The following is a 26189-nucleotide window of genomic DNA, read 5'->3' on the forward strand; positions in this document are numbered from 1 at the left end:
GGCATACCAGAGGAACTGCAAATGGAAGCAATCCATCAACGCTTGTGGAGCCAATCCGGGGCATCTCTGCTCGCATCGCGCGAACGCGCAACCGGCGAGCTGGTTTTCCCGGCGTTCGCGCCCGCCGCCGTGCTCGCGGCCGGCCATGACGACGTGGACGTCGGCCTGTTCGGCACGCTGTACAGCTTCACGGTGATCCATCCCAACCCCAAGAGCGGGCAGGCGCCGTATGCGGTGGGCTATGTCGATATGCGCGACCAGCCGGTGCGCATCTTCGGACGGGTCAATGGTGCGCTGCCGCCGTCGATCGGCGCGCTTTGCCGCGCCGAGCCGGACCAGGCGCTTGGTTATGTCTTCAGTGCCCGCGCGCAAGGAGAAGCAGCATGAGCAATATCTACATCGCCGGCGTCGCCATGACGGCGTTCGGACGGCACCAGGACACCATGGCACCGGAACTGGCGCACCGCGCCATCCTGGCGGCGCTCGACGATGCCGGTGCTGCGGTGCGGGAGATCGAGGCCATCTATTGCGCCAACGTGTTCGGCGGCATGATCCTCGGCCAGGTGATCGCCCGTGATCTCGGTTTCAGCGGCATCCCGGTCTACAACGTCGAGAACGCCTGCGCCAGCGGTGCCACCGCCGTGCACCTGGCGCGCCATGCCCTGCTGGCCGGGCAGTACCGCAAGGTACTGGTGTTCGGCATCGAGCAGCTCACGCAGCTGGGCGGCGGCACGATTCCGATGCAGCTCAACGATGAAAAGACCAATCTGTATGCCAAGGCCGGGATGGTCCTGCCGGCGGTCTATGCCATGCGCGCCACGCGCTTCCTGCACGAACGCGATGCCGCCCGCGAAGACCTCGCCGCCATCGCCGTCAAGAACCGCCACCACGGCACGCTGAACGAATATGCCCAGCAGCGCAGCGAGACCACGATCGAAGCCGTGCTGGCATCGCGCATGGTGGCGGATCCGCTGACCTTGCTGCAGTGCTGCCCCTCGCAGGTGGACGGCGCGGCGGCCCTGGTGCTGGGCACCGATGTGCCGGCCGGCAACAAGCCCGTGAAGGTGCTTGCTTCGATCGTGCAGTCCGGCATGCGCGAGGAGGCACACGACGACATTCTCGACGCCGAGATCACCGCGCGCGCCGCCCGGCTGGCGTATGAGGCGGCCGGCGTCGCGCCGGAAGATGTGGGCGTGGTCGAGCTGCACGATGCGTTCACCATCGCCGAGCTGATCTATTACGAGGCGCTGGGCCTGGCCCGGCCGGGCCACGCGGTGGACCTGCTGCGTTCTGGCGCCACGCGGCTGGGCGGCAGGGTGCCGGTCAACCCCAGTGGCGGCCTGCTGGCCAAGGGGCACCCGCTCGGCGCCACCGGCGTGGCGCAGATGGTGGAGCTGACCTGGCAACTGCAGGGCAGGGCCGGGGCTCGCCAGGCGGGCATGCCCGTGATCGGGCTGGCGCAGTGCACGGGCGGCGGCATTGCCGGCGTGGATCACGCGGCGTCTTCGGTTCACTTGCTGGGAGTCTGAAATGAGCGACCAATTGGAACAAGGCCACGTGGCGGTGGTGACGGGCGCGGCGCGGGGCATCGGCTTCGGCATCGCCAGCCGGCTGGCCCGGCAGGGCGTGGCGGTGGTGATCCTCGACCGCGACGCGCAGGCGCTGGCCGGCGCGGTGAAGTCGATCCAGGAAGCGGGGCACAAGGCCCACGGCGTGGTGGTCGACCTCACCAACGGCAAGGAAGTCGCCGGCGCGGTGGCGCACGCCGCGGAGTGGGCGGGCCGCATCGACTATCTGGTCAACAACGCCGGTGCCGTGCGCGACAAGCGCTTCCTCAAGATGACCGAGGAGGACTGGGACCTCGTCATCTCGACCAACCTGCGCTCGCAGTTCCTGGCGTGCCAGGCGGTGCTGCCGGGCATGGTGGAGCGCGGCTTCGGGCGCGTCGTGAATATCTCTTCGCGCGCCTGGCTGGGCGGCTTCGGCCAGGCCAACTACTCGGCGGCCAAGGGCGGCGTGGTCAGCCTGACGCGCAGCCTGGCGCTGGAGTTCGCGCGAGAAGGGATCACGGTCAATGCCATCGCGCCGGGCATCGTGGACACGCCGCTGTTCCGCGAGTTCAAGCCCGAAGTGCAGGCGCGCCTGCAGGCATCGGTGCCGGTGCAGCGCATCGGCACGCCGGAGGATATTGCCCATGCGGTGGAGTTCTTCCTCTCGCCGGCTGCCTCGTATATCACCGGCCAGTTGCTTTATGTCTGCGGCGGCCGCAGCCTGGCCAGCCCCAGCGTCTGAGAGGAGTCAAGCCATGAGCGCGAACCTACAGGTCGACGGCAACGTTGCCATCCTCACCATTGCCAGGCCGCAGGCGCTGAACACGCTCGATCTCGCCACGCTGAAGGCGTTGCGCGGGCACCTTGCCGATTTTCGCGACCGCGACGACCTGCGCGTGTGCATCGTGACCGGCGAGGGCGGCAAGGCCTTCTGCGCGGGCGCGGACCTCAAGGGCACGGCCGTGTCTGCCGCCAGCTACCCGGAAGCCATGTTCCGTGAAACCGGCACGGCCGCCGAGCGCGGCCTCTATATCCGCCTGATGGACCTCGCGGGCCTGGATCTCTGGAAGCCGGTGATTGCCGCCGTGAACGGCTACTGCCTGGGCGGCGGGCTGGAGCTGGCGCTGCAATGCGATATCCGCGTGGCATCGAGCACGGCACGCTTCGGCCTGCCCGAGGCGGCGGTGGCCTCGATTCCCGCGGTATCGGGCCTGCACAGGCTGCTGCGGGCCGTGCCGGGCGCGCATGCCATGAAGATGGCGCTGACGGCAAGCCATATCGACGCGCAGCAGGCGCTCGGCATGGGGCTGGTTTCCGACGTGTTCGCGCCGGACGCGCTGATCCCCGGCGCGATGGAGATCGCCAGGCGCATTGCCCGCAACGGCCCGCTTGCGCTACAGGCCATCAAGCGCCTGGCGCGCCAGACGGCGCACCTCAGCGATACCGACGCGCAGCAGCTCACCGAGCTTTACTGGGGCGCGCTGCGGGACACGCAGGACCGCGTGGAGGGCCGTCAGGCGTTTGCCGAGAAGCGGGATCCGCGCTACGCCGGCCGCTGAATCCCGAAGTCCCGCTGCGTTTCAATCACCCAAGACGAAGACAAGCCAGGAGACCACACCATGTACCACCCAACCCTGTCCAAGCGCATCGCCACCGCGATGCTGTCGCTGGCCGGCCTTGCCGGCATGGCCGGCGCCGCGGCCGCGGCGGACGCCGCCAGGTTCCCCTCGCAGACCATCCGCCTGATCGTGCCATTCGCGCCCGGCGGCGGCAACGATATCCTGGCGCGCGCGATCGCGCCGGGCATGTCGAAGCTCCTCGGCCAGCAGGTGATCGTGGACAATCGCCCCGGCGCGGGGGGCAACCTCGGCACCGAGCTGGCGGCGCGCGCCACCGATGGCCACACGCTGGTGCTTGCCTCGAACCAGATCACCATCAACCCGGCCATCGGCAACAAGACGCCGTTCAACGTGGAGCGCGACTTCGCGCCGGTCGGCATGATCGCCTCGGTACCCATCCTTCTGGTGGTCAATCCGAACGAGCCGTACAAGACGCTGCAGGAGTTCCTGCAATACGCCAGGACACACCCGGGCAAGCTCTCCTACAGCACGCCGGGCGTCGGCACGCCCCAGCACCTGGCCGGCGAGCTGTTCACTTTCCTGACCAAGACCGATCTGCTGCACGCGCCGTACAAGGGCACGTCGCCGGCGATCAGCGACGTGGTCGCCGGGCAGGTGCCTACCTCGTTCGCCACCATGGCCTCGGTGCTGACCTTCATCCAGGCAAAGAAGCTGCGCCCGCTCGGCATCGCCGGCAAGCAGCGCGCGCCCGGCCTGCCGGACCTGCCGACCTTCGAGGAAGCGGGGCTGAAGAACTACGATGCCGCGCTCTGGTACTGCATGCTGGCACCGGCCGGCATGCCGCGCGCCAATGTCGACAAGCTCAGCGCGGCGCTGGTGCAGACCGTCAAGAGCCTGCGGGCGGACGGCTCCCTTGCGAAGCAGGGCTTCGAGCCGACGTCGTCGACGCCGGACGAGCTCAAGGCCATCCTGGCCAGGGACGCCACGCGCTGGGCCAACCTGGTCAAAGCCACGGGCCTGAAGGTCGAACTGTAGGCAGGGAGAGCATCATGCTGCGTAAGGCACTGGAGGGGTTGAAGGTGGTCGAGTTCGCGCAGATCGCGGCGGGGCCGCTGTGCGCGATGCTGCTGGCCGACATGGGCGCGAGCGTCACCAAGGTCGAAGGCCCGGACGGCGACCTCGGCCGCCAGCTCGGCCCGGGCTGGATCGGCGAGGACAGCGCCCTGTATCACGGCTTCAACCGCAACAAGCGGGGCATCTGCCTGGACCTGAAGACAGCGGAGGGCCTGGCCGTGGCCAGGCGGCTGGTGGCCCGGGCCGACGTGGTGATCGAGAGCATGCGCCCGGGCGTGATGGCAAGGCTGGGGCTGGCCTACGAGCAGGTGGCCGCGGACAATCCGCGACTGGTCTACTGCTCCGTATCGGCCTACGGCCAGGGCGGCCCGTACGCGCACGAGGCGGGCGTCGACGGCATCCTGCAGGCGGATTCCGGGCTGATGAGCCTGGTCGGCGTGCCCGGGGCCGAGCCGTGCAAGGTGCAGGCGCCGGTGGTGGACATGATGACGGGCTATGTCGCTTGCGTGGGCGTGCTGGCCAAGCTCAACGCCCGCGAGCGCGACGGGCAGGGCGGGCACCTGGACGTCAACCTGCTGAACGCCGCGCTGGCCCTGCAGCAGGCCTCGCTGACCAGTTACCTGGCCGACGGCGTCCTGCCCGAGCGCATCGGCAGCGCCGCGCCGTACTCCGCGCCCAACGAGGCGTTCCAGTGCGCCGACGGCTGGATCATGGTGGCCGCCTACAACGGCAGCCGCTGGCCCACCCTGTGCGGGGTGCTGGGGCTCGCGCACATCGCACAGGAGCCGCGCTTCTCCTCGTCGGCCCGGCGGGTCGAGCACCGCGCCGCCATGAAGGCGGAGCTGGGCGCGGTGTTCCGCACCCGCGCCGCCGCGCACTGGCTGCGGGTCCTGAAGGACGCCGACATCCTGTGCGCGAAAGTCGCCAGCTACGAGGATGCCACCCGCCACCCGCAAGTGCTGGCCAACCGCATGATCGCCAGCATGGAAGGCGGCGCGCATGGCGAGATACGGATGCCGGGATTCCCGATCAACAGTGCCGTCGAGAATGCGTTGCCGCACACGCGTGCGCCGTCGCTCGGGGAACACAATCGCGAGATCCTGGAAGAGCTGGCATTCGGTGCGGATGAGGTGGCGGGCATGGTTGCCGCCGGCGCGCTCTGCGCGGCGCACTGACCTTGCCCCGGACCCGCGCCCGCGCTACCCCTGCGACGGCAGCGTCGCCTGCATCGACTCGCGCCGGCTGAAAGCGTCGAACCACGCGCCGAGCGCGGGCACGCCGGCACGCCATGCCATCTCGGCGAAGCGGAAATCCAGGTATCCCAGCGCGCACGCCACGGCGATCTGGCCGATGGACAGCGGCGCGGCTTGCAGGGCCGCCGCCTCGGCCTGCAACGTGGCGAGCGTGGCGCGCAGCTTGGCATCCCAGGCGCGCATGGTGTCGCCCGACTGCTGCGCCGCCGGGCGGTTGCGCTCATTGCGCCACAGCACCAGCAGGTCGGTGAGGCCGTGGCCGAGCGCGTGCCAGCGCATGGCCTGCAGGCGCGCCTCGCCCGCCGGGGGAAACAGCGAGGGCACGCAGGCCACGCTGTCGAGGTACTCGCAGATCAGCACCGTGTCGAACAGGGCGGCGCCGTCTTCGGTCACCAGCGTGGGGATCTTGCTGAGCGGGTTGATGCGCATCAGCCCGGCGTGGCAGGTGGTCATGGACACCACGGCATCGATGCGGTGGATGGCCTGTGCCAGCCCGAGTTCGTGCGCGGCCACCATGACGCGGCGCACGAAAGGCGAGCGCGGCGACCAGAACAGGTTGAGGCGGCCGGGCAGCGGGGTGGCGGAGGGCGACAGCGACTGGGCATCGGGCTGCATCGGCTTATTCTCCGTGGATATTGCGGTCTTTGATGACGCGGGCCCATTTGGCGGCGTCCGCGCGGATGATGGCGGCGAATTCCGCCGCGCTGCCCGGCGCCGGCACCAGGCCTAGCTGGTCCAGGCTCTTGCGGACCTCCGGCGCGGCCAGCGTGTGGCGCAGCGCTTCATTGATGCGGTTGACCACGGCAGGCGGCGTGCCGGCCGGCGCCATCATGCCGTACCAGTTGCTGGCCTCGACATTGGCGATGCCGAGCTCGGCCAGCGTGGGCACTTCGGGCAGGAAAGGCAGGCGCCGGGGCGCGGCCACGCCGATGGGCCTGAGACGCTTGCTGGTGATGAAGGGCATCAGGCCGGAGGCGTCGCCGAAGAAGGCATCCACCTGGCCGCCGAGGGTGTCGGTGATGGCCGGGGCGGCGCCTTTATAGGCCACGTGCAGGAAGTTGACGCTGGTGGCCGCCTTGAACAGCTCGATCGCCATGTGCGGCATGCTGCCGACGCCGGTGGAGGCGAGGCTGGGCGGCTTGGCGGCCTGCTGCGACTGCTTGACGAAGGCGGCGGCGGTGGCGGCGCTGGCATCGGGCTTGACCACCAGCACCTCGGGCGTGTTGACCACCATCGAGATCGGCGCCAGGTCCTTCTGCGGGTTGTAGGGCAGGTTTGCGTACAGGGCCGGGTTGATGACGATGGCGCCGGCGCTGGTGAGGAACAGCACGGAGCCGTCCGGCGGCGACTTGGCGACAAAGCCGGCGGCGATGGCGCCGTTGGCGCCCGGCCGGTTGTCGATGACCACGGTCTGCTTCAGTTCGGTCTCCAGCTGGCGCGAGATCACGCGCGCCAGGGAGTCGGCCGGGCCGCCCGCGGGGAAGGCCACCACCAGGCGGGTGATGGGTGCGGCCTGCGCGGTGCCGGGCAAGGCCAGCAGCGGCGCGAGCAGGCTCGCCAGCAGTGCGGTGCCGAGCGCGCGGCGTGTGGTGCGTGGTTGCATCTAGGTCTCCTGTCCTGTCGTTCGCATGCGTGGCGCTAGCCGGGGTGTGGGCGCACCAGGCGCTTACCCGCCCGCCGCGCCTTGCGTATTTACGTAAAGCGCGTAGATCGAGGTGCACGACGCCATGAAGAGCCGGTTGCGCTGGCGCCCGCCAAAGCAGAGGTTGGCGCAGCGCTCGGGCAGCGCGATATGGCCGATCGGCTCGCCTTGCGGCGAGAACACGCGCACGCCATCGAGCTCCGGCGTGCCCATGCCCCAGCCGCACCAGAGGTTGCCGTCCACATCCACGCGGAAGCCGTCCGGCGTGCCGGGCCCGGCGTCCACCAGCACCCGGCTGGCGCCGAGCCGGGCGCCGCCGGCCTCCACGTCGAACGCGCGGATACGGCGCGGGCGGGCGCGCGATTCGATCACGTACAGGATGCGTTCATCCGGGGAGAAGGCCAGGCCATTGGGGCCGCTGATGTCGTCGGCCACCACGCTGGCGGCGCCGGTCACGGGGTCGAGCCGGTACAGCCGCTCGGGCAGCTCGGCTTCGGCCTGTTCGCCCTGGTAGTAGCCGGCGATGCCGAAGGGCGGGTCGGTGAACCAGATCGAGCCGTCGGACTTCACCACCACGTCGTTCGGCGAGTTCAGGCGCTTGCCCTCGAAGCGGTCCATCAGCACGGTGATGCTGCCGTCGTACTCGGTGCGCGTGACGCGCCTGCCGCCATGCTCGCAGCTCACCAGCCGGCCCTGGCGATCGCGCGTGTTGCCGTTGGCGTGGCCGGAAGGGGCGCGGAACTCGCTGATGGCGCCGGTGGCTTCCTCCCATTTGAGGATGCGGTTGCCGGGGATGTCGCTCCACAGCAGGTAGCGGCCGTCGCCGAACCATACCGGGCCTTCGGCCCAGCGGCTGCCGCCGGCGATGCGCTCCACCGCGGCCAGCACCAGCCGGTATTTCTCGAAGGCGGGGCTGAGCACCTGCACGGCGGGGTCCGGGTAGCGGATCAGCGGCATTGGAGCGGGGGCAAGGCTGGTCATGGGATCTCCGGGTGGGGTCAGGCGTACAGGCGGGCAGGGTTGCGGACCAGCACGGCATCGGCGCCGGCCGCGCCGCCACAGACGGCGTGGATCCACGCCAGCAGCTGCGCTTCGTCCGGGCGCGCGTAGGCGATATTGGGATGGGGCCAGTCGCTGCCCCAGATGGCGCGCGCGGGTGCGATCTCCAGCAGGCGGCGGGCCACCGGCACGGCGGCGGCGAAGGGCGCCGTGCCGCTGGTGATGCGGTCCGGGCCCGACAGCTTGATCCACACATTGGGCAGCGCCAGCAGCCGCTCCAGCGCGGTGAATTCCGCGTAGTCCACGCCGCGCGCCGCCTCGACGCGCGCCATGTGGTCCACGACCAGCTTGACGCCGTGCGCCTCGAGTGTCTCCAGCGCTCCGGTCACGTCCGTCAGCTGGCCGTGCAGCAGCGCATGCCAGCCATAGGGACGGATGCGATCGAGCATGGCCCGCATGCGGCCCGGATCGATGGCGCCGCCCAGGTGCGACATCAGGCCAAGCCGGATGCCGCGCACGCCGCGCGCATGCATGTCCGCCAGGCGCGCCTCGTCGATCTCGGGATCGATCAGCGCCACGCCGCGGTAGGTGCCGGCGCTGGCATCCAGCGCCGCCAGCAGGGCGCTGTGATCGTCGCCGTAGCAGGCGCCCTGCACCAGCACGCCGTGGACGATGCCGAGCGCCGCGTGCAGCGCGCGCAGCTCGGCGAAGGGTGCCGCGGGCGGGCTGTAGATGGCGTCCGACGGCAGCGGATGCGCATCGTAGGGGCCAAAGATATGGGTGTGGCAATCCCAGGTGCCGCGCGTGGCGGCACCGGCGTCAGGCTGGGTCATGATGGGTCTTGTTCTCCTGGCTGCGAATTGATCGGAGACGGGCGGGGCCGGGCTGTGCCTGGTCCGGGCGCTTGGTCCGGACGCCTAGTCCGAGCTCGCGCCGGTTTCCTTGACCACGCGCGTCCATCGTGCGTACTCGGTCTTGATCAGTTCGCCGTATCTGGCGGCGCTGCCGCCGATGGGCTCGGCGCCCTGGGCATGCAGGGCGGCAATGGTCTCGGGGTCGGCCAGCACCGCCGCGACTTCGCGGTTCAGCCGCGCGGCGATGGCCGCGGGCAGGCCGGCCGGCGCCACGATGCCCTGCCATGTGCCCGAGTCGAAGCCGGGCGTGATGGTCTCCGCCAGTGTGGGCGTGTCGGGCAGGATCGACACGCGGCGGCTGGTGGTGGCGGCAATCGCGCGCAGCTTGCCGTCCTTGATGAAGGGCATGACGGCGTTCAGRCTGCCGGACATCATGAAATCGAGCCGGCCCGAGAGCAGGTCGGGCAGCGCAGCGGCGTTGCCCTTGTATGGGATATGGTTGAACGTGGTGCCGGTCTTCGCGGCGAACAGCACGCTGGTCAGGTGGTCGATGGTGCCGTTGCCGGACGAACCGAAGTTGAGCTTGCCCGGCTGGGCCTTGAGCAGCTTGAGGAAGTCCTGCGGTGTCTTGACCGGCGTGGCGGCATTGACGATCACCACCAGCGGCACCGTGGCGACATAGGCCACCGGCGTGAAGATCTCCGCCGGGTTCAGGCCAGGCTTGTGGAACAGCGCTGGCGAAATGGCGATGGAGGAGCTGTTGTAGAGCAGCGTGTAGCCGTCCGCCGGCGCCTTCGCGACCTGCTCCGAGGCGATATTGCCGCCGGCCCCGGGGCGATTGTCAACCAGCACCTGCTGGCCGAGGCGCTCGCCCAGCTTGCGCGCGATCACGCGCGCGATGATGTCGGTGGGGCCGCCAGGCGAGAAGGCGACCACCATGCGCACGGGCTTGTCCGGGTAGCCCGCGGCGCTGGCCTGCGTGGCCCCCGAAAGCATGCCGGCGGCCACGGCTGCGCCCAGCAGGGCGTTGAGCACGGTGCGGCGGGTGGGGCAAGGACGATTGCGCGATGCCATCTGTGGTTTGTCTCCTGGTTTTCTTGTCGGGTTCGTCCGCTCAGTCGCAGCGCACGCTCATGCCGCCGTCCACCACGAGCTCCGCGCCCGTGACGAAGCGCGCCTCGTCCGAGGCCAGGAACAGCGCGGCGTTGGCCGTATCGCGCCCGTCGCCCATGAAGCCCAGCGGGATGCGCGCCACGCGCTGCGCAAGCAGGGCGTCCACGTCGCCGCCGGCGCGCTGGCCGGCCAGGCGTGCTTCCACCATGGGCGTATGCATCTGCCCGGGGATGACGGTGTTGACGCGGACATTCTGCCTGGCGTACTCCACCGCCACCACGCGCGAGAACTGGATCACCGCGGCCTTGGCCGAGGCATAGCCGACCTGGGCCGCGCCGGTCCAGCGGATGCCCGAGGTGGAGGCGGTATTGACGATGGCGCCGCCGCCCTGCGCCACCATCAGCGGCAGCACCTGCTTGCAGGCCAGGAAGACGCTCTTCAGGTTGAAATCGATCTGCGCATCCCAGCTTTCCTCGCTGAGATCCACCGGGCCGCCGCGGGCGGAGCCGCCCACGTTGTTGACGAGGATGTCCACGCGTCCGAAACGGGCCACGCAGGCCTCGACCATGGCCTGCACCCCGGCGGCGCTGGTCATGTCGCAGGTATGGGGCTCGACCTCGCCCTGCACGGCGCGCACGCGCTCCAGCGTTTCTTCCATGGCCGCCGCGCTCTTGTCCACGGCGAATACCCTGGCGCCTTCTTCGGCGAAGCGCACCGCGACGGCGCGCCCGTTGCCCCATCCGGGGCCGACGCATCCTGCGCCGGTGACGATGACGACCTTGCCCTGCAGTCTCTTCGACATGATCTGTGCTTCCTTGCGTGCTTGCGTGTTCATTGGAGAGGCGGTGCCAGGGATGGCGCGGGGATGTCTATTCAGCCGCCACGGGCGTCGCCGAGTTCCGGCGCCGTGCCTTCGGGCGGCATCACCTCGAAGGCGTTGATCGTCATGGAAATCAGCGTGTAGTAGCCGGCCAGCCCGACCAGGTCGATCACGTTGTCCTGGCCCAGCACGTCCACGGCCTGCTGGTAGAGCGCCGCAGGGATCCTGCGCTCGCGCGTCAGGCTGTGCATCACCGCGATCACCACGGCCTCGTCCTCGCGATCGCACCGCGGCGCCTGGCCGGTGCGGATGGCTTCGACCACCTCGGCGCTGATGCCGGCCTTCAGTGCCAGCGGCTTGTGCGCCCACCATTCGAACTCGGCGCCCCAGAACTGCCCCATCACCAGGATGGCCAGCTCCGACAGGCGCGCCGGCAGCGAAGAGTCATAGCGGCAATACTGGCCCAGCGCCTGCGCGGTCGCGGCCAGCTTGGGGCGGTGCAGCCACACGGCGAGCGGGCCGCGCACCTGCCCGCGCGGGCCGGCGACGATGGTGTCGTGCACGGCGCGTTGCTCTGGGGTCATGTCGGCGGGGGCAAGCGGGGCGAGTCGGGTCATGGCGGCTTTCTTCGGTCGTTGGGCGGAGGTACGGCATGCCGCCACGCTGCCGGTGCGGCGCGCGCGGGAATGGCTTGTCTCCGTATCGTTCTGTTGTGCTGCTGTTCTGTCGCGCACGGATCGCGCCGCTGTGCTGGTCGCAGGTGCGCTGCATTTGCGATGCTGGCTGCATTGTGCGGAGCGGAGCCTGGCATCGTCCAATATATTTTTTGGAACAGACTAATTCCAAATTAGAATTACCGAACCCTGATCCGATGCGAGACGATGCATGGAAATGCGAGACCTGCGAATGTTCCTGGCCCTGGCCGAAGAGCTGCATTTTGGCCGCGCCGCCGAGCGCCTGCGCATTTCGCAGCCACCGCTGACCAAGCACATCCAGCAGCTCGAGGCGCAGCTCGGCGTGATGCTGTTCGACCGCAACAAGCGCAGCGTGCGGCTCACGCCCGCGGGTAGCGCGCTGGTGCAGGAGGCGCGCCGCATTCTCAGCCAGGCCGAGATTGCCATGCAGGTGGTGCGCCGCGCCGAGCATGGCGAGACCGGCACCCTGCGCATCGGCTTTGTGGCAGCCGTGATCTATATCGGCATCGAGAAGCTGTTCGCGCGGCTGGAGCGGGACCTGGCCGGCGTGGAGACCGTGTGGGAGGAGATGGGCTCGTCCGAGCAGGTGGAAGCGCTGCGCCATGACCGCATCGATCTCGGCTTTGCCCAGGTGCAGGCCGGCGCCGGCGAGATGGCCACGCACCTGGTCGCTCGCACGCCGCTGGTAGCCGCGCTGCCCGCCACGCACCGGCTGGCGCAGCGCCGGCGCATCGACCCCGCCGAGCTGGAGGATGAGACCTTCATCGTGATTCCGCGCGAGAGTGCGCCGGGCTACTTCGATCTCATCGTCTCCACCTGCCTGCAATCCGGCTTCAGCCCGAACATCCGGCACTACGTGCGGCACCTGCTTTCGGTGGTGAGCCTGGTGGCGCTGGGGCGGGGCGTTTCGCTGGTGCCGCGCACGCTGGGCCGGGCGGCGCTGCCCGGCGTGGTGCTCAAGCCGCTGGCGGGCACGGCTGCGCAGGCGCAGGCCGAGTATTCGGTGATCTGGCATCCCGGCAACCAGTCGCCGGTGCTGGCGCGGGCGCTGGGCCTGCTCGGCGTGCCGGCGGGCAATTGAGGCCGGCGCGCTCGGCCGGCGCCAGGCGGATCTGCCGCATCAGGTCCGTATCGGAACCTGCCTCGGGCTTGTTGTCGTCCACGACGATCGCGGCCACGTCATGGCCGGCGAGACGCATCGCGAGCGCGGCCAGGCCAGCGAGCTTCGCGCTGGCCGAAGGGGCAGGGCCGCGGTGATCGGCCCCTTTGCCACTCACCCGCCCATGTACATGCTCCGGTCCGCGCCCTGCGCGGGTGCCTGGATTGCGGCCGGCGCCGGCGCTTGCTCGCGCTGCTCCTGCGGCAAGGCAGGCTTCTGCTCGCGGCTCAGGATCTCCTGCTGGCGCTCTTGCACGGCCAGCAAGCGCTGGCGGCGCTGCGCGTCTTCGGCCTGCCGCTGCTGGTAGAGGCGGGCGCTCTCGCGCGCGATGCCGGTAGCGTCGCGCTGCTGGGCGGGCTCCAGCTTCTCGCGGCGTTGAATGCGGCCGGGGTCCTGGCGGTCCAGTTCTTCGGATTGATCGAGGAAGCGGCGGTCGGCTTCACTGGGATACCAACCGCGTTGCATCATGGCATTGCGGATCCTGGCGAGATGGCGGGACTCCTGCTCGAACAGCTTCTGTTCCTGGCGCTCGGCCTCTTCCCGCTTTTCGTGTGCGTAGGCGGCGCGCTCGGCCATGGGGACGTGGCCGTCGGCCTTGAAGCGCGCCAGGGAGTAGGCTGCGTTCTCCCGTTCGGCGGCGTCGGCTCCGGGATCGTGGAGGGTCCGGTAGAGTGTTTCCACGCGCTCCCGGATGCTCGCCTGGTACCTGGCGTTCTCTGCCGCCAGGCAGGCCGTGTCGCCGGGCTTGCAGGCATCCGGGAACCAGCCGAAGCCGTAGTGCATGACCACGACCGCGATGCCGATCACCAGGGCGCCCGTGGCCCATAGCGTCAGCAGTCTGCCGGCCGGCATGCTGGCGCCGATCCTGACGCCGTTGCCGATGTCCTGCGAAGCGTAGACCCGGGCATCGTTGCTCCCGCCCCGTCCGGACGACGCACCGATCCCCACCCGCGTGCCGTTTCCCGTCCGCTTCGATACCCAGAATCTTCTACTCATGGCTCGCCCTGTCTGACCCTTGCACCCGCTCTGTGGCGGATGGCGGCGGCCATCATAGCACCCGGCGGCGAGCCGCGCCGCCCGGGCTATGGCGCGCCGGTCAGGCGCCGTCGGACAAAGGCGATATGCTCGCGCAGCACATAGAACTGGTCGGCGTAGGCCAGCGGCATCCTGAGCCGGTTGACGGCGTCCTCGATGTGGTCCAGCCGGGCGATCAGGGTGGCTTTCTCTTCCTCGGTGGGATCGACCAGCGCCACGCGTTCGATCTCGATCAGCGAGCCGTACCAGCGGTAGATCCGCGACTTGACGCGCCAGCTATAGAGCGAGGGCACCACCTTGAAGGCGGGGATCAGCAGCACCAGGATGGGCACCACCACCAGCAGCGCGCGGTCGAGCAGGCTGGCCAGCCAGAATGGCAGGTGCCGGTACAGGAAGCCTTTGCCCGAGGCGTAGTAGCGCGTGGCGTCGTCGCTGAGCGGGAACTCGTGCACGGTGGCCGAGGGGAATTGCCCCGCGCCCTGCAGCAAGCCGGGCTTGCCGTGGACTTCGCGCGCGGCCTCGATCAGCAGGTCGGACAGCGCGGGGTGCAGGTTGTCGCGCGCCACCAGTTCCACCGTGGGGCTGATCAGGTGGATCGGGTGGACGGGCAGGTTCTTGCCCAGGTCCAGCACGCCGGCCGGCAGGACCAGCTGCTGCAGGTAGAGGAAGCGCCGCGTGTACGCGTCGGCCTGGGCGAAGTCCAGCAGGCGGATGCCCGGCATGCGGAACAGCTTGCGCATGGTGGGGCCGGTGGCGGAGTCGCCGGTCAGCATGGCCACGTCGATCTTGCCGTCGAGCAGCGCCTGCGCCGCCTCGTCGCCGTCATGGGCGAGCAGCGTGGCGCTGCCGCCGGGCTCGATGCCATTGGCCTTGAGCAGCGTCAGCGCCAGCGCGCGGCTGCCGCTGCCTTCGCGGCCGATGGCGATGCGCGCCGTGCGGAAATCCGACAGCTTGTGCTTTTCCTTGCCGCGGTACAGCACGCTGATGGGCGCGTAGAACATGCTGCCGAGCGAGACCAGTCCCTCCTTGTTCACCTCGCCGGAGACGCCGCCCTGGACCAGGGCCACGTCGACGGACTGCTTGGGATCGGCCAGCCGCCCGACGTTCTGCAGCGAACCCTCGGACGGCAGCACAGTGAGCGTGATGCCGTTGCGCGCGAGGATCGCGCGGTACTTCTCGGCGGCGTTCCAGAACGAACTGTCCTTCGGCCCGGCGCTGATGGTGATGGCATTGGGCGGCGCCGGCTGGATCAGCCAGACCGCCAGCCAGGCGGCCGCGATGCAGAACACCACGGCGGGGCCGAAGGACACCGCCAGGTCGCGCCAGGAGATGGCGACGAAGCGGGCGCCCAGGCGGCGGATATCGGTTCTGGCGCGCGCCGCCGCGGGGGCGGAGGTGGCGTCGGGGCTGGCTCCGGGAGTGGTTTCCGGTCTGGCTTCGGGTGGCGTGGGCTTGGCTTGCCCGGAGTCTGGCGTCATCGGCTCGCGTGCGCTGGGATGGAGCGGCAGAATCATAGCACCGGCCCCGGCGGGCTTACCGCGCCGGGCGCCGCGGCGCCGGACCCGCCAGCGATAGCGCTGCTTCAGCTCCGATGGTCTAAGCTGAATATCCGCTCAATACCCGATGGAGGCCGATGTGCGTAGATATATTCCCATTGCCGCTTCGCTGTTCCTGCTCGGCGCAAGCGGTCTGGCCCTGGCCCACAACTGCCCGAACGAGATGAAGGCGATCGATGCCAAGCTTGCCACCAAGCCGGCGCTGTCGGCGGAAGACGCCGCCAAGGTGACCAAGCTGCGCGCCGACGGCGAGGCCTATCACAAGGCTGGCAAGCACGATGAGTCCATGAAGTCACTTGGCGAGGCAAAGAAGATTCTCGGCATCTAGACGACATATAGAAGAAGAACCATCCTGACGGATGCGGCGCCTGCGCCGCATCCGGCTTGCCGAAGAGCGCCATGCCGCTCACTTTCGGCCTGCGTTGCACTCATCCCGCCTGCCTGTCCCCCAGAATCGAGATCAATTCCGGCACCGTGCCTTGCGCGCGCTCGCTGTGGCTGGCCTGCTCATAGGTGTCCCGTACCGCTTCGGCAGTGGCGCGCGCGGCGCCAAGTTCCGCGGCCATGGTGGTGTAGTAGCCCATGTCCTTGAGCGCGTTGGCGAGCGAGAAGCGGAAGCCCGAGTTGTCCTGTGCTTCGATATAGGGGCGCAGGCGGTTGAGCACGACGCCGTCGCCACCGCCCTTGGAGAGCACTTCGAGCAGCACCGCCGGGTCCACGTCGGCGCGTTCGGCGCACGCGGCGGCCTCGGCCAGCACGGCGGAGAAGCCGAGCGAGACGTAGTTGTGCAGCAGCTTGAGCCGGTGGCCGGAGCCGACGGGGCCGGCATGGACGATATTCTCGGCAAAGCAGGCCAGCAGCGGCCGGTATTGCTCGAACAGTTCGCGCTCGCCGCCGACGATGAGATTGAGACGCCCTTCGGCGGCTTCCCTGGGCGTGCGCGTCATCGGCGCATCGAGAAAGCGGCCGCCGGCCCTGGTCACGGCGTCCGCGATGCGCACGGTGGACGAGGGGATGGCGGTGGAGCAGTCGATCACCACCGTGCCCGGGCGCAGCCCGGCGAGCACGCCATCGGGGCGGAACAGGACGTCTTCGACTTCCGGCGTGCCGGTGACGCAGAGGATCACGGCGTCGGCGGCGCGCGTCACTTCGGCGGGAGTGGCGGCGGTGGTGGCGCCCGCGGCCAGCAGCTTGTCCAGCGGCTGGTTGCCCGGATGGTCGAGCAGCACCAGCGGGTGGCCGTGCTTCGCGATATTGGTGGCGATGCCGTGGCCCATCATGCCGATGCCGATCATGCCGATTGTCTTCATGTTGTCTCCGTTTCGATGCCGGGCTGGCGGTTTTCCGATGGCCGCGCGCGCTTCAGGCGCGCTTGCCGCCGAGGCCGCCGGCGCAGATGTACTTGATCTCGACGTAGTCCTCGATGCCGTATTTCGAGCCTTCGCGGCCCACGCCGGATTCTTTCACGCCGCCGAAGGGCGCGACCTCGGTGGAGATGATGCCTTCGTTCAGGCCGACGATGCCGACCTCCAGCGCTTCGGCCACGCGCCAGGAACGCTCGTAGCTGCCGGTGTAGAAGTAGGCGGCCAGCCCGAACGGGGTGTCGTTGGCCATGGCGATGACTTCCTCGTCCGAGGAGAAGCGGATCAGCGGCGCCACCGGGCCGAAGGTTTCCTCGTTCATCAGCCTGGCCTTGGGCGAGACCTCGGTGAGGATGGTCGGCGTGAAGAAGTGCCCGCCCAGCGGGTGCGGCTGGCCACCCGTGAGCACCCTGGCGCCGAGCCCGACCGCGTCCTCGATATGCTCCTTGACCTTGCGCACCGCGGCGTCGTCGATCAGCGGGCCGAGGTCCACGCCGTCGTCCAGGCCGTCGCCCACCACCTGTGCTTCCACCGCGGTCCTGAGCTTTGCCGCGAAGGCGTCGTAGATGCCGTCCTGCACGAAGATGCGGTTGGCGCAGACGCAGGTCTGGCCGGCATTGCGGAACTTGGAGGCCATCACGCCCAGCACCGCGGCGTCGAGGTCGGCGTCGTCGAAGACGATGAAGGGCGCGTTGCCGCCCAGTTCCATCGAGACTTTCTTGACCGTGCCCGCGCACTGCGCCATCAGTTCCTTGCCGACTTCGGTGGAGCCCGTGAACGAGAGCTTGCGCACCACCGGGCTGCCGGTCAGCTCGCGGCCGACCACGCCGGCGGAGCCGGTCACCACGTTGAACACGCCGGGCGGGATGCCGGCCTCGCTGGCCAGTTCGGCCAGGGCCAGCGCCGAGTAGGGCGTGGCCGAGGCGGGCTTGACCACGATGGTGCAGCCGGCGGCCAGCGCGGCCCCCGCCTTGCGCGTGATCATGGCGTTGGGGAAGTTCCACGGCGTGATGGCGGCCACCACGCCGATCGGCTGCTTGATCACCACGATGCGGCGGTCGCTGGCGGGGGCGGGGATGATGTCGCCGTAGATGCGCTTGGCCTCTTCGGAGAACCACTCGATAAAGCCCGAGCCGTAAGCGATCTCGCCGCGCGACTCGCGCATCGGCTTGCCTTGCTCGGTGGTGAGGATGGTGGCGAGATCCTCCTGGTGCTGCATGCACAGCTCGTACCAGCGGCGCAGCATCCTGGCACGCTCCTTGGCGCTGGTGGCGCGCCATGCCGGCAAGGCCTGGCCGGCCGCAGCGATGGCGGCCTGCACGTCAGCGCCGGTCATGCGCGGCACCGTGCCGATCACGGCGCCGGTGGCGGGGTTGGTGACCGACAGCGTCTCGCGGCCGGTGGCGTCTACCCAGCGACCGCCGACATGGCATTGCTGGCGAAACAGCGAAGGACGGGTGATCTTCATGGTCAGGCGCTCCGGGCGGGCATTGGCCGCATCGATGGAAAGGAACAGTGAGAGGGGGAGGGTGAGGGCGCTGCTCGTGCCGCCTGATGCCAGCAGGTTGCCGGGCCGTTCGCCGCGCTGCAGGGCCGCAAGGCCGTCGATGGCTTGGTGTCTCCTGTGCGGTGACTGGCGATGGCGCCTCTGCGGGCGTTCGGAGACGCCGGTCCCGAGGCGGGGACGCGGTCGCGCTGGTCAGTAATTTGTATTACAAATTTATATGATGAGTTTGTCAACCACTTTGTTCCCGGTGCTATCATCGGCACGGAACGATGGCCAGCGCGGGCAACCGCGCCGGCAAGAAGAACAAGAAGCACGAGAAGCACGAGAAGCACGAGAAGCACGAGAAGCCACGGATGCCGCCCGATAGCGAAGCCGATACCGATAGCCGCACCCAGCCAGTCCGAGACGGAGCCCGCATGCGCACCGACACCCTGAACGCCACGGCCTCGCCGCGCAAGCCGCCCGGCGAGATGACGCTGGCCGACCGCATCACCGAGCTGCTGGCAAGCCAGATCCGCAAGGGCACCTATCCGGTCAATGCGCGCCTGCCCACCGAGAAGTTCATGACCGAGGAATACGGCGTGAGCCGCACCGTGGTGCGCGAGGCCATTTCGCGGCTCAAGTCGGAGGGACTGGTGGAAACCCGCCAGGGCAGCGGCACCGTGGTGCTCGACCCCAAGGCCAGCGAGGCCTTCCGCCTCGGCCGCAACGACGATAACCCCGCGCTGGGCGTGGTGCGCATCATCGAGCTGCGGCGCGGCATCGAAGCCGAGATGGCGGCGCTGGCGGCGGAGCGCCGCAGCGAGGCCGGGATGGCGCGGATCCGCCGCGCGCTCAAGGCCATCGACCGTGCGGCGGCGGCCGGCGGCGATGGCGTGGAGGAGGACCTGGCCTTCCACATGGCCGTGTCGCGCGCCACCGGCAACCCGCACTACACCGAACTGCTGGGCCTGCTGACGCGCGCGCTGCAGGACGCCATCCGCCTCACGCGCGGCAACGAAGCGAAGCGCGCCGATCTGGCCGCGCAGGTACGCGCGGAGCACGAAGCCATGTGCGCCGCCATCGAGGCGCGCGATCCCGAGGCCGCGCGCAAGGCCGCCTTCCTGCATATGAAGAACACGGCGGACCGCATTGCCCACGCCGACCAGAGCTACTGGACCGGCAACAGCCGCGCGGCCGCGCAGCGCCTGGCGCGGGCAGACCTGGGCGAGGTGCTGCGGCGGCCGTCCGCGCGACGCTAGTGTCCCGGGTCGAGCCGCGCTGGCGGCCGGGCAGCGTACGCATGGCGTGGCGGACGCAGGCAAGTCCGGGCGGCAATCCAAGGGGGGCCGGGCCTTAGCCCGGGATCTCACGCAGACGGCGCGAACGCCGCGGTGCTGCCGGGCTTGCGCAGCATCTTGTCCACCTCGCCGGCATGGAGTTCTTCGAGCTGGATCATCTGGCGCGCGTATTCTTCGAGCGCCACCGAGCGGTCTTCGACCAGCGCCAGGAGTTCGCGGTAGAGCTTGAGGGCGGCCATCTCGGCGTCGAGCGATTCGCGCAGGATGGCGGCGGTGTCGAAGGTGTGGCTGTCGAGCAGCTTGCCGATGGCCAGGGACGGATAGGCGCCCAGCGTGGTGATCCATTCCCCGGCCTGCTGCGCATGCAGCAGCGATTCGTTGGCCTGGTCGCGCAGCCACGACACGATGGGAATGCGGCCGAAGCCGAACACCAGCAGCGAGTAGTGCGTGTAGCGGACCACGCCGGCCAGTTCGGCCTCGAGGATCCCGTTCAGCACGGTGACGATCTTTGCCTTGTCCTCGTTGTTCATTTCAGCCATGGCTGTGTCTCCGGTTGGCTACGTCCCGCCGCGCGATGCCGTGGCGATGCTATGCCTTGGTCGCGATCATCATCGAATCCGCACCGCTGAGCGGTTCCACGCGCGCCTGCGCGAAGCCGGCCTGCCTGGCCCAGTCGCAGCATTGCGTGCCGGTGTAGTCGAATCCGCCCGGTGTCTCGATCAGCATGTTCAGGCTCATCAGCAGGCCGAACGCGTTCTGCCGGCGCGCGTCGTCGATCATGGCGTCGTAGACGATCAGGCGACCGCCCGAGGGCAGCGCCGCGTGGCACTGCCGCAGCAGATGCAGCTTCTGCTCCAGGTCCCAGTCATGGAGGATATGGCCCATCACCAGCACGTCGGCCTGCGGGCAGGGATCGTTGAAGAAATCGCCGGGGTAGAAGCGCAGCCGGTCCTGCAGGCCATGCTCGGCGACGTAGGCGTCGAACACCGGCCCGACCGCGGGCAGGTCGAAGCCGCCGCCGCGCAGGTGTGGATGGGCCAGCGCAAGCTGTACCGGCAGCGCACCCTGGGCGGCGCCGATATCGATGACGGTCTTGCATTCCTGCCATGGAAAGCGCTGCGCCATGGCTTGCGCGGCGGCCAGGCTGACCCCGGTCATCGCCCGCAGGAACCCGCGCAGCCCCGCTTCGTCGCGATAGAGCGTGGCGAACGGGTCGGTGCCCTCGGCGGCATCGCCCTGCGGCTTGCCGGTGCGCAGCGAGTCGGTGAGCGCCCCCCAGGCGGGGTAGAGGCGTGCGTTGGCCATCTCCAGCAGGCCGCCGACATAGGTGGATTTCGCCTTGTCGAGAAAATGGTCCGCTTCCGGCGTGTTGCGGTACCTGCCGGCGCCGCCTTGTCCACCGCCTTCCTGTCCGCCGCCTTGCCCGCCGTCCTCGCGGTCGAGCACGCGCAGCGCAACCAGCGCATCGAGGAAATCCGCGGCGCCGCGCGGATGCAGGCCTAGCGCCGCGCCCAGCGCGCCGGCATCGAGCGGCTGCCGCGCCAGTTGGGTGRACACGCCAAGTTCCACGGCGCTCAGCATGGCCTTGGCGGCCCAGAATCCCATGCCGAGCTGCAGCAGGTGCTGGGGCGAAAGCGCTGCCCCTGCGTCTGCCGGCGCACGCTGGGTGTCGGCTTCGTTTTGCATAGGTCACCTCATCACGGTGGGCACGGCGGTGGGGAGGATGCTAGCTAACTCTAGATGCCGGGCCGGTCGAAATCCAGCCGGGCCCCGCCTGCAGGCGAGGGTGCGTATTACAACGCCGGGTAAAGCGCACACGCGGGAAGCGCATGGCGCACGTGCCGCTTGCTGCTCGCTGTCGGCATGGGCCGCCCGCCTGCGCCCGCCGTGGCGGGGCCATGGCCGCCGGCCTGGACCCGGTACGGATTTTGCCCCGATCAACCATGGTGGAGGGGCGTTGGTCCCCTCCGGAACGACATTGGGGATAGCCATGGGTACGTGGACAGACGAATACGGCCGGCAACGGTATGCGCCGGGCGGCGCGGATGCGCCCGGCAACGACGACGGAGCGCGTGCGACAAGGCGCGCGCAGCGGCACGCGTGGTATTCCGGCGATCGCAACGACGATAGCTGGCGTCTCGGCGAAGACGAAATCGCGCGCTACGAATCGCGCTATCCGCAGGCCCGGTTCCGCCGGCCGGCGAGCGCCATTGCCGGCATGGGCGGTGGCGAGCGCCAGCCCTGGGGGCAGGGCCGTTGGGACCGCGGCCGCGATGAGGCGCTCGTATCGCCCGCGTCGCGCCGCCCGGACGGCGATGGCTATGCCAGCACCCAGGGCACGGCCGCACCGGATGGCGCCCCCGGCGGGCGGGGCTACGTCAGCGGTTACGCCAGCGGTTATGCGGACGGCTACCGCGCCGCGCAGCGGGCACGCGCGACGCCCGGCGTCGCCACGGCGGGGCCGGGCGCGGGGATGGCCGGCCCGGATGAATACCAGGGGGCCGGGTATGAGCGGAGCGGGTACGAACGCGGCCGGCGCATGGGTCCGAAGGGCTACCGCCGCTCGGACGAGAGCCTGCGCGAGGAAGTATGCGAGCGGCTTGCCTGCGACCACACGCTCGACGTGAGCGAAGTCACGGTTTCGGTAAGCGGGGGCATGGTCACGCTGGAGGGCACGGTCACCCAGCGGCACATCAAATACGAAATCGAAGAGGTGGCCGACGATGTGTACGGCGTCACCGAGGTGATCAACCAGATCCGGGTGCGGCCGTATGGGGTGCTGGCTTCGGAGTAGGCGGGCGGCGGCGTCGGCACGGCGTCGCATTCCGGCCCTGACGCCGCGCGGCGCCACCCATGCCACGGTGGCCCGCCACGCAGGCGGCGGGGCCTACGGCGCCGGCACCTGCCGGCGGGCGCGGCACAAGTGGGTGACGGCCAGCGCCAGCCCGAGCAGGCAGGCCAGGCTCCAGGCGTAGGCATGGGTATAGCCAGGCCAGTCCGGGGGCATGGCACTGGCTTCCAGCACGCCGTAGAAGACATTGCCGATCAGCGCCACCCCGACCGAGTTGCCGACCTGTTGCACGGTAGCCAGGACGCCGGAGGCGACGCCTGCGTGCCGCTCTGGCATGCCCGCCAGCACTGCGGATGCCAGCGGCGCCATTACCATGCCGATACCGGCGCCTTGCACCGCCAGAAGCCCGAGCATCGCCGCCACCGGCGCGGTGGCATGCGCATGCCACGGCAAGAGCGCATTGGCCAGTTGCAGCCAGTGGCCTGCGGCCAGCAGCAGCGCGCCGTAGGCGATGGACGAGCGACCCAGCCGCGCGGCAATGCGCGGCGCCGCCAGCGAGGCGCCGAAGAAGCCCAGTGCCAGCATGGTGAAGGCCCCGCCGCCTTGCAGCGGGCTCAGGCCGAGTCCGTCCTGCAGGTACAGCGCGAGCACGAAATAGAACGATGCATTGCCGGCATAGAAGGCCAGCGTCACCGCCAGCCCGCGCGCGAAGCCCGGCGTGGCGAACAGCGCGGGGCTGACCAGCGGCTGGCCGCCACGGGCCTGCAGCCGGCGCTGCTGCCATGCGAACAGCGCCAGCAGCGGCGGGGCCAAGGCCAGCGCCAGCAGCGTTGCTGGCGGCCAGCCTTGCTGGCGGCCCTCCACCAACGGCCACACCAGCGCGCACAGGGCCGTGGCAAGCAAGGCCATGCCGCGCAGGTCCGGCTTGCTGCCCGGGACCCGCGGCGCGGCGCGCAGCACGCGCGGCGCCAGCAGCAGCGCCGCCGCGGCCACCGGCACGTTGATCAGGAAGCAGGCGCGCCAGCCCAGGCCGCCCGGGTCGGCACGGATCAGCGCGCCGCCGAGCAGCTGGCCGAGCAGCGCGGCAAGCCCGAGCGTGAGCCCGTAGGCGGCAAAGGCGCGCGCGCGTGCCGGCCCGGTGTAGGCCAGCGACAGCATGGCCAGCACCTGCGGCTGCAGCAAGGCGCCGCCCAGGCCCTGCGCCACGCGCGCCGCCACCAGCGCGCGGGCGTCCGGCGCCAGTCCGCACGCGGCGGAAGCCAGCCCGAACAGCGCCAGGCCCAGCATGAACATGCGACGGCGCCCGAGCATGTCGCCCAGGCGCCCGCCGGTGATCAGGCCGGCCGCGTTGGCCACGCCGTAGCCGGCCACCACCAGCTGCAGCGCACCGGCGCTGGCGTGCAGGTCATGCCGGATGGCCGGCAGCGCCACGTTGACGATAAAGAAGTCCATCACCACCATGAAGGTGCCGCTCAGCATGACCAGCATCGCCAGGCGCTCGCGGGTGCGCGTGATGGCAGAACTGGTCGCAGGGGCGGTGGCGGGCGGATGCGAAGCCGGCGCGGCGCGCGGCGAGGCGAGCGAGGGCAGCGCTACGGCTGGCTCGGGGCTGGGCGAGGACATGGCGGGGTTCCGGTCGGGATCCATCAGGCAGGGAACAGGCAGGCGACAGGCAGGCGACAGGCAGGCGTCGGCGGATCGTCAGTCAAGTCCGCGCACGAAGCCGAGGATGTCGGCAGACAGCCGCGCCCCGTGCGTGTAGGGCAGGCCGTGCGGTGCGCCTGCGTACACGGCGAGGCGCGCATCGGGCAGCAGCGCAGCCGTGCGCTGCGCGGTGAGCGGCAGGGGGCAGGACACGTCGTTGTCGCCGTGCACCAGCAGCGCCGGCACGCGGATCGCCGGCAGCTCGGCGCGGAAATCCGCATACGCGTTGGCATGGTTGCAGCCGAGCAGCGCCGGCAGCGAAGTCTGCAACGCCATCGCGCGCACCCATTCCAGCCGTGGCGCAGAGCACAGCCCGCCGCCGAAGGGCGCGAGGTTATTCTCCACCCACAGCGGGAAATCGCCGGCCAGTTCGCCTGCGACCTGCTCGAGCAGGGCGGGGGCGATGCCGTCGGGGTTGTCCGCGCTCTGCGCCAGGCACGGCGTGGTGCAGCCCACCAGCACCATGCCGGCGACGCGGCTGGCGCCATGGCGCGAGAGATAGCGCACGATCTCGCCGGCAGCCATCGAATGCCCCACCAGCGTGACGCGCCGCAGGTCCAGGGCCTCGATCACATCGGCGAGGTCGTCGGCCAGCGTATCGAAGTCATAGCCGCGGCCCGGATCGCCCGAGCGCCCGTGGCCGCGCCGGTCGTAGGCAATGCAGCGCAGGCCGGCGGCGCGCAGCGCCACCATCTGGGCACCCCAGGAATCCGAGTACAGGGCCCAGCTGGCAACGAACAGCACCACCCCGGCGGCGCTGCCGTCGTGCCAGTCGCGCACGAACAGCGAAACGCCGTCGCGGGTTTGCACGTAGTCCATCGGGAGGAGTGGGGCGGTGGTAGACGTGGTAGACGTGGCGGCGGGAGAAGCGGGAGAAGCGGGAGAAGCAGGATAAGCGGGTTCGAGGCGGGCAAGGCTGGCTGCGGGCATGGCGGTCGGCTCCGGTTGAGCTTGCCTGGCGGTTCCAGGCAAGCTCAGTGTCGGCGCTGGCGCGCGGCGGGCCAATTACCGGGGAGGTAATCGGAAGCCTTCGGAAGGCGTTGGCGGCGGTGGCTCGCTGGCGCGGAAAACGCGAGGCGACGGCATCGCGCAGGGAGCGCATCCGCTGGCCGCGGGGCCTGGTCTCTCTCCCGGGCAGCCTTGTTGCCCGCCGAATCCCCTTGCTGCGATACTGCGGTTCTCATCAGAGACGAGATACCGCCGGCATCCGCGGCGGCCCCGGGAGACGGCCATGGCGCAATTGCGGTTCCACGAACTGCCGGCGCAGGAGCGCGACGACTTCGCGTCCGCCTGCGCGCTGCACGGTTTTGCCCTTGAGGACTTCGAGGTCAGCGCGCAGGATGGGCGGGACGGCGCTCCTGGGCACGCGTCCCGCAGCATCACCGTGGCCCGCGTGACCGGGGGTGAAGCCAGGGAATACCGCGACGGTGTCCAGGGTGCGTGGACGGCCGTCTTCGAACGCGACCTCGCGCAGGATGTGTTCGGATTCCCGCTGGCGGATTAGCCGGTGTCTCCGCCAGGCGGGAAAGCATCCGCCCGGCCGGCCGGGTTGTCGGGCCGCGGGACCTATCCGGACGCCTTGGCCGCCGCCTGCGTGCGCGCGCGCACGGTAGCGCGGCTCGAGCTTGCCGGTGACGAGCGGATGGCCTCTTCCAGCGCATCGGCAAGCGCGCGCGTACGGCGCTCGGCTATCTGCTGCAGCGTGGGCTCGCACGATGACGGGGGCTGGGCGGGCAATGCACCCACCTGCGCCGCGCCATCCGGGCGGCTGGCCGCATCGGTCATTGGTTTCGGGTCATGGAACATGTGGGCAAAGGTGTTGGGTCCTGGGGCTGCCGTCACCGGCAGGGCATGGCGCCGCCACGTGCGGCCTGGCCGCATTTTGCGCCGGCGCGGCACCGGTGCGCTGCCCCCTTGTTGGTGTAGGCGCGAAGAACTATTGACGCGGCTGCGGCGTTCGGCGCATGGCGGATTCCCTGCGCGGCCGGGCGCGCATGCCGGGCGGAAAAAATGGGGACGCGGCACTCGGCCCGCGTCCCCGCAAGCCCCAGCCATGTGACAAATGGCTTCCCGTCATGCGATGCTGAACTGGCAGGAATCGTGCCACTCGCGCCAGGACAATTCGCCCGGGCGCAGGCGATGCCGGGTGTCCGCGGGTGGCCGGTCTCTGCGCGGTCGGCGCGCGGCAGCCTGAGGGGTCGCCGGTGCACGAATGC

The 26189-nt window shown here is 69.9% G+C and carries 27 protein-coding genes; 11 read left to right on the top strand and 16 right to left on the bottom strand.

The window, feature by feature from the left end:
- Window positions 1-21: 21 nt before the first annotated feature.
- The 6 genes from AC1DK4_RS18205 to AC1DK4_RS18230 are packed head-to-tail and all read left to right on the top strand — an operon-like array spanning window position 22 to window position 5379.
- A complete protein-coding gene (locus tag AC1DK4_RS18205; RefSeq protein WP_441616631.1) occupies window positions 22-387 on the top strand; it encodes a Zn-ribbon domain-containing OB-fold protein in 366 nt (121 codons plus the stop codon).
- Complete coding sequence (locus AC1DK4_RS18210) at window positions 384-1529, top strand: thiolase family protein (RefSeq protein WP_441616633.1); 1146 nt, start codon at window positions 384-386, stop codon at window positions 1527-1529. Before AC1DK4_RS18205 ends, AC1DK4_RS18210 begins: the two co-directional genes overlap by 4 nt.
- 1 nt (window position 1530) lies before the next feature.
- Window positions 1531-2292, top strand: coding sequence for an SDR family NAD(P)-dependent oxidoreductase (locus AC1DK4_RS18215; protein ID WP_441616635.1), 762 nt, complete (start codon window positions 1531-1533; stop codon window positions 2290-2292).
- A gap of 13 nt (window positions 2293-2305) precedes the next feature.
- Window positions 2306-3109: an enoyl-CoA hydratase/isomerase family protein gene (locus tag AC1DK4_RS18220; protein ID WP_441616637.1), complete on the top strand. Its 804-nt coding sequence runs from the start codon at window positions 2306-2308 to the stop codon at window positions 3107-3109.
- Window positions 3110-3169: 60 nt separating this feature from the next.
- Window positions 3170-4165: a tripartite tricarboxylate transporter substrate binding protein gene (locus AC1DK4_RS18225; protein WP_441616639.1), complete on the top strand. Its 996-nt coding sequence runs from the start codon at window positions 3170-3172 to the stop codon at window positions 4163-4165.
- 14 nt (window positions 4166-4179) lie between these two features.
- Window positions 4180-5379 (top strand): CaiB/BaiF CoA transferase family protein, encoded by a 1200-nt coding sequence (locus AC1DK4_RS18230; protein ID WP_441616641.1) that lies wholly within the window; start codon window positions 4180-4182, stop codon window positions 5377-5379.
- Window positions 5380-5403: 24 nt separating this feature from the next.
- Here the strand turns inward: AC1DK4_RS18230 and AC1DK4_RS18235 are convergent, their stop codons facing one another.
- The 7 genes from AC1DK4_RS18235 to AC1DK4_RS18265 all read right to left on the bottom strand — a co-directional run bounded on the left by AC1DK4_RS18235 (window position 5404) and on the right by AC1DK4_RS18265 (window position 11502).
- On the bottom strand, window positions 5404-6072 hold the full coding sequence (locus AC1DK4_RS18235) for a glutathione S-transferase family protein (protein WP_441616643.1): 669 nt from the start codon (window positions 6070-6072) through the stop codon (window positions 5404-5406).
- A gap of 4 nt (window positions 6073-6076) precedes the next feature.
- Complete coding sequence (locus AC1DK4_RS18240; protein WP_441616645.1) at window positions 6077-7060, bottom strand: Bug family tripartite tricarboxylate transporter substrate binding protein; 984 nt, start codon at window positions 7058-7060, stop codon at window positions 6077-6079.
- A 63-nt stretch (window positions 7061-7123) separates the two neighbouring features.
- Window positions 7124-8080, bottom strand: a complete 957-nt coding sequence (locus AC1DK4_RS18245) for an SMP-30/gluconolactonase/LRE family protein (RefSeq protein ID WP_441616647.1) — start codon at window positions 8078-8080, stop codon at window positions 7124-7126.
- 17 nt (window positions 8081-8097) lie between these two features.
- Entirely contained in the window at window positions 8098-8931 is an 834-nt protein-coding gene (locus AC1DK4_RS18250; protein ID WP_441616649.1) for an amidohydrolase family protein, read from the bottom strand.
- Window positions 8932-9015: 84 nt separating this feature from the next.
- Complete coding sequence (locus tag AC1DK4_RS18255; RefSeq protein WP_441616651.1) at window positions 9016-10026, bottom strand: Bug family tripartite tricarboxylate transporter substrate binding protein; 1011 nt, start codon at window positions 10024-10026, stop codon at window positions 9016-9018.
- Between the two features lie 40 nt (window positions 10027-10066).
- Window positions 10067-10867 (bottom strand): SDR family NAD(P)-dependent oxidoreductase, encoded by an 801-nt coding sequence (locus tag AC1DK4_RS18260; protein ID WP_441616653.1) that lies wholly within the window; start codon window positions 10865-10867, stop codon window positions 10067-10069.
- Between the two features lie 71 nt (window positions 10868-10938).
- Entirely contained in the window at window positions 10939-11502 is a 564-nt protein-coding gene (locus tag AC1DK4_RS18265; RefSeq protein ID WP_441616655.1) for a carboxymuconolactone decarboxylase family protein, read from the bottom strand.
- Between the two features lie 268 nt (window positions 11503-11770).
- On the opposite strand from AC1DK4_RS18265, the gene AC1DK4_RS18270 reads away from it, so the two are divergent.
- Window positions 11771-12661, top strand: coding sequence for a LysR substrate-binding domain-containing protein (locus AC1DK4_RS18270; RefSeq protein ID WP_441616657.1), 891 nt, complete (start codon window positions 11771-11773; stop codon window positions 12659-12661).
- Window positions 12662-12853: 192 nt separating this feature from the next.
- On the opposite strand, the gene AC1DK4_RS18275 is transcribed toward AC1DK4_RS18270, so the two are convergent.
- Window positions 12854-13735 carry a hypothetical protein gene (locus tag AC1DK4_RS18275; RefSeq protein WP_441616659.1) on the bottom strand — a complete coding sequence of 294 codons (882 nt, stop codon included), beginning with the start codon at window positions 13733-13735 and terminating at the stop codon, window positions 12854-12856.
- 86 nt (window positions 13736-13821) lie between these two features.
- Window positions 13822-15252: a TAXI family TRAP transporter solute-binding subunit gene (locus AC1DK4_RS18280; RefSeq protein WP_441643333.1), complete on the bottom strand. Its 1431-nt coding sequence runs from the start codon at window positions 15250-15252 to the stop codon at window positions 13822-13824.
- A 145-nt stretch (window positions 15253-15397) separates the two neighbouring features.
- Here AC1DK4_RS18280 and AC1DK4_RS18285 point away from each other — a divergent pair, with 145 nt between their 5' ends.
- The gene (locus tag AC1DK4_RS18285; protein WP_441616663.1) at window positions 15398-15658 is read left to right on the top strand and encodes a hypothetical protein; all 261 of its coding nucleotides are present in this window, start codon (window positions 15398-15400) and stop codon (window positions 15656-15658) included.
- A gap of 100 nt (window positions 15659-15758) precedes the next feature.
- Here AC1DK4_RS18285 and AC1DK4_RS18290 read toward each other — a convergent pair whose 3' ends face one another.
- Entirely contained in the window at window positions 15759-16640 is an 882-nt protein-coding gene (locus AC1DK4_RS18290; protein ID WP_441616665.1) for an NAD(P)-dependent oxidoreductase, read from the bottom strand.
- A gap of 52 nt (window positions 16641-16692) precedes the next feature.
- On the bottom strand, window positions 16693-18159 hold the full coding sequence (locus AC1DK4_RS18295; RefSeq protein ID WP_441616667.1) for an NAD-dependent succinate-semialdehyde dehydrogenase: 1467 nt from the start codon (window positions 18157-18159) through the stop codon (window positions 16693-16695).
- 308 nt (window positions 18160-18467) lie between these two features.
- Between AC1DK4_RS18295 and AC1DK4_RS18300 the strand changes: the two genes are divergently transcribed.
- Complete coding sequence (locus AC1DK4_RS18300) at window positions 18468-19439, top strand: FadR/GntR family transcriptional regulator (protein ID WP_441649924.1); 972 nt, start codon at window positions 18468-18470, stop codon at window positions 19437-19439.
- A 107-nt stretch (window positions 19440-19546) separates the two neighbouring features.
- On the opposite strand, the gene AC1DK4_RS18305 is transcribed toward AC1DK4_RS18300, so the two are convergent.
- Complete coding sequence (locus tag AC1DK4_RS18305) at window positions 19547-20017, bottom strand: ferritin-like domain-containing protein (RefSeq protein WP_441616671.1); 471 nt, start codon at window positions 20015-20017, stop codon at window positions 19547-19549.
- Between the two features lie 49 nt (window positions 20018-20066).
- Window positions 20067-21164, bottom strand: coding sequence for a methyltransferase (locus AC1DK4_RS18310; protein WP_477131679.1), 1098 nt, complete (start codon window positions 21162-21164; stop codon window positions 20067-20069).
- 304 nt (window positions 21165-21468) lie between these two features.
- On the opposite strand from AC1DK4_RS18310, the gene AC1DK4_RS18315 reads away from it, so the two are divergent.
- Entirely contained in the window at window positions 21469-22272 is an 804-nt protein-coding gene (locus AC1DK4_RS18315) for a BON domain-containing protein (protein ID WP_441616674.1), read from the top strand.
- Window positions 22273-22365: 93 nt separating this feature from the next.
- Here the strand turns inward: AC1DK4_RS18315 and AC1DK4_RS18320 are convergent, their stop codons facing one another.
- Both AC1DK4_RS18320 and AC1DK4_RS18325 read right to left on the bottom strand, forming a co-directional pair.
- Window positions 22366-23892 carry an MFS transporter gene (locus AC1DK4_RS18320; protein ID WP_441616676.1) on the bottom strand — a complete coding sequence of 509 codons (1527 nt, stop codon included), beginning with the start codon at window positions 23890-23892 and terminating at the stop codon, window positions 22366-22368.
- A gap of 78 nt (window positions 23893-23970) precedes the next feature.
- Complete coding sequence (locus AC1DK4_RS18325) at window positions 23971-24792, bottom strand: alpha/beta fold hydrolase (protein WP_441616678.1); 822 nt, start codon at window positions 24790-24792, stop codon at window positions 23971-23973.
- Window positions 24793-25204: 412 nt separating this feature from the next.
- Here AC1DK4_RS18325 and AC1DK4_RS18330 point away from each other — a divergent pair, with 412 nt between their 5' ends.
- On the top strand, window positions 25205-25477 hold the full coding sequence (locus AC1DK4_RS18330; RefSeq protein ID WP_441616680.1) for a hypothetical protein: 273 nt from the start codon (window positions 25205-25207) through the stop codon (window positions 25475-25477).
- 62 nt (window positions 25478-25539) lie between these two features.
- On the opposite strand, the gene AC1DK4_RS18335 is transcribed toward AC1DK4_RS18330, so the two are convergent.
- Window positions 25540-25758, bottom strand: coding sequence for a hypothetical protein (locus AC1DK4_RS18335; protein WP_441616682.1), 219 nt, complete (start codon window positions 25756-25758; stop codon window positions 25540-25542).
- Window positions 25759-26189 lie beyond the last annotated feature (431 nt).

Source organism: Cupriavidus sp. 05N38 (assembly GCF_056397345.1).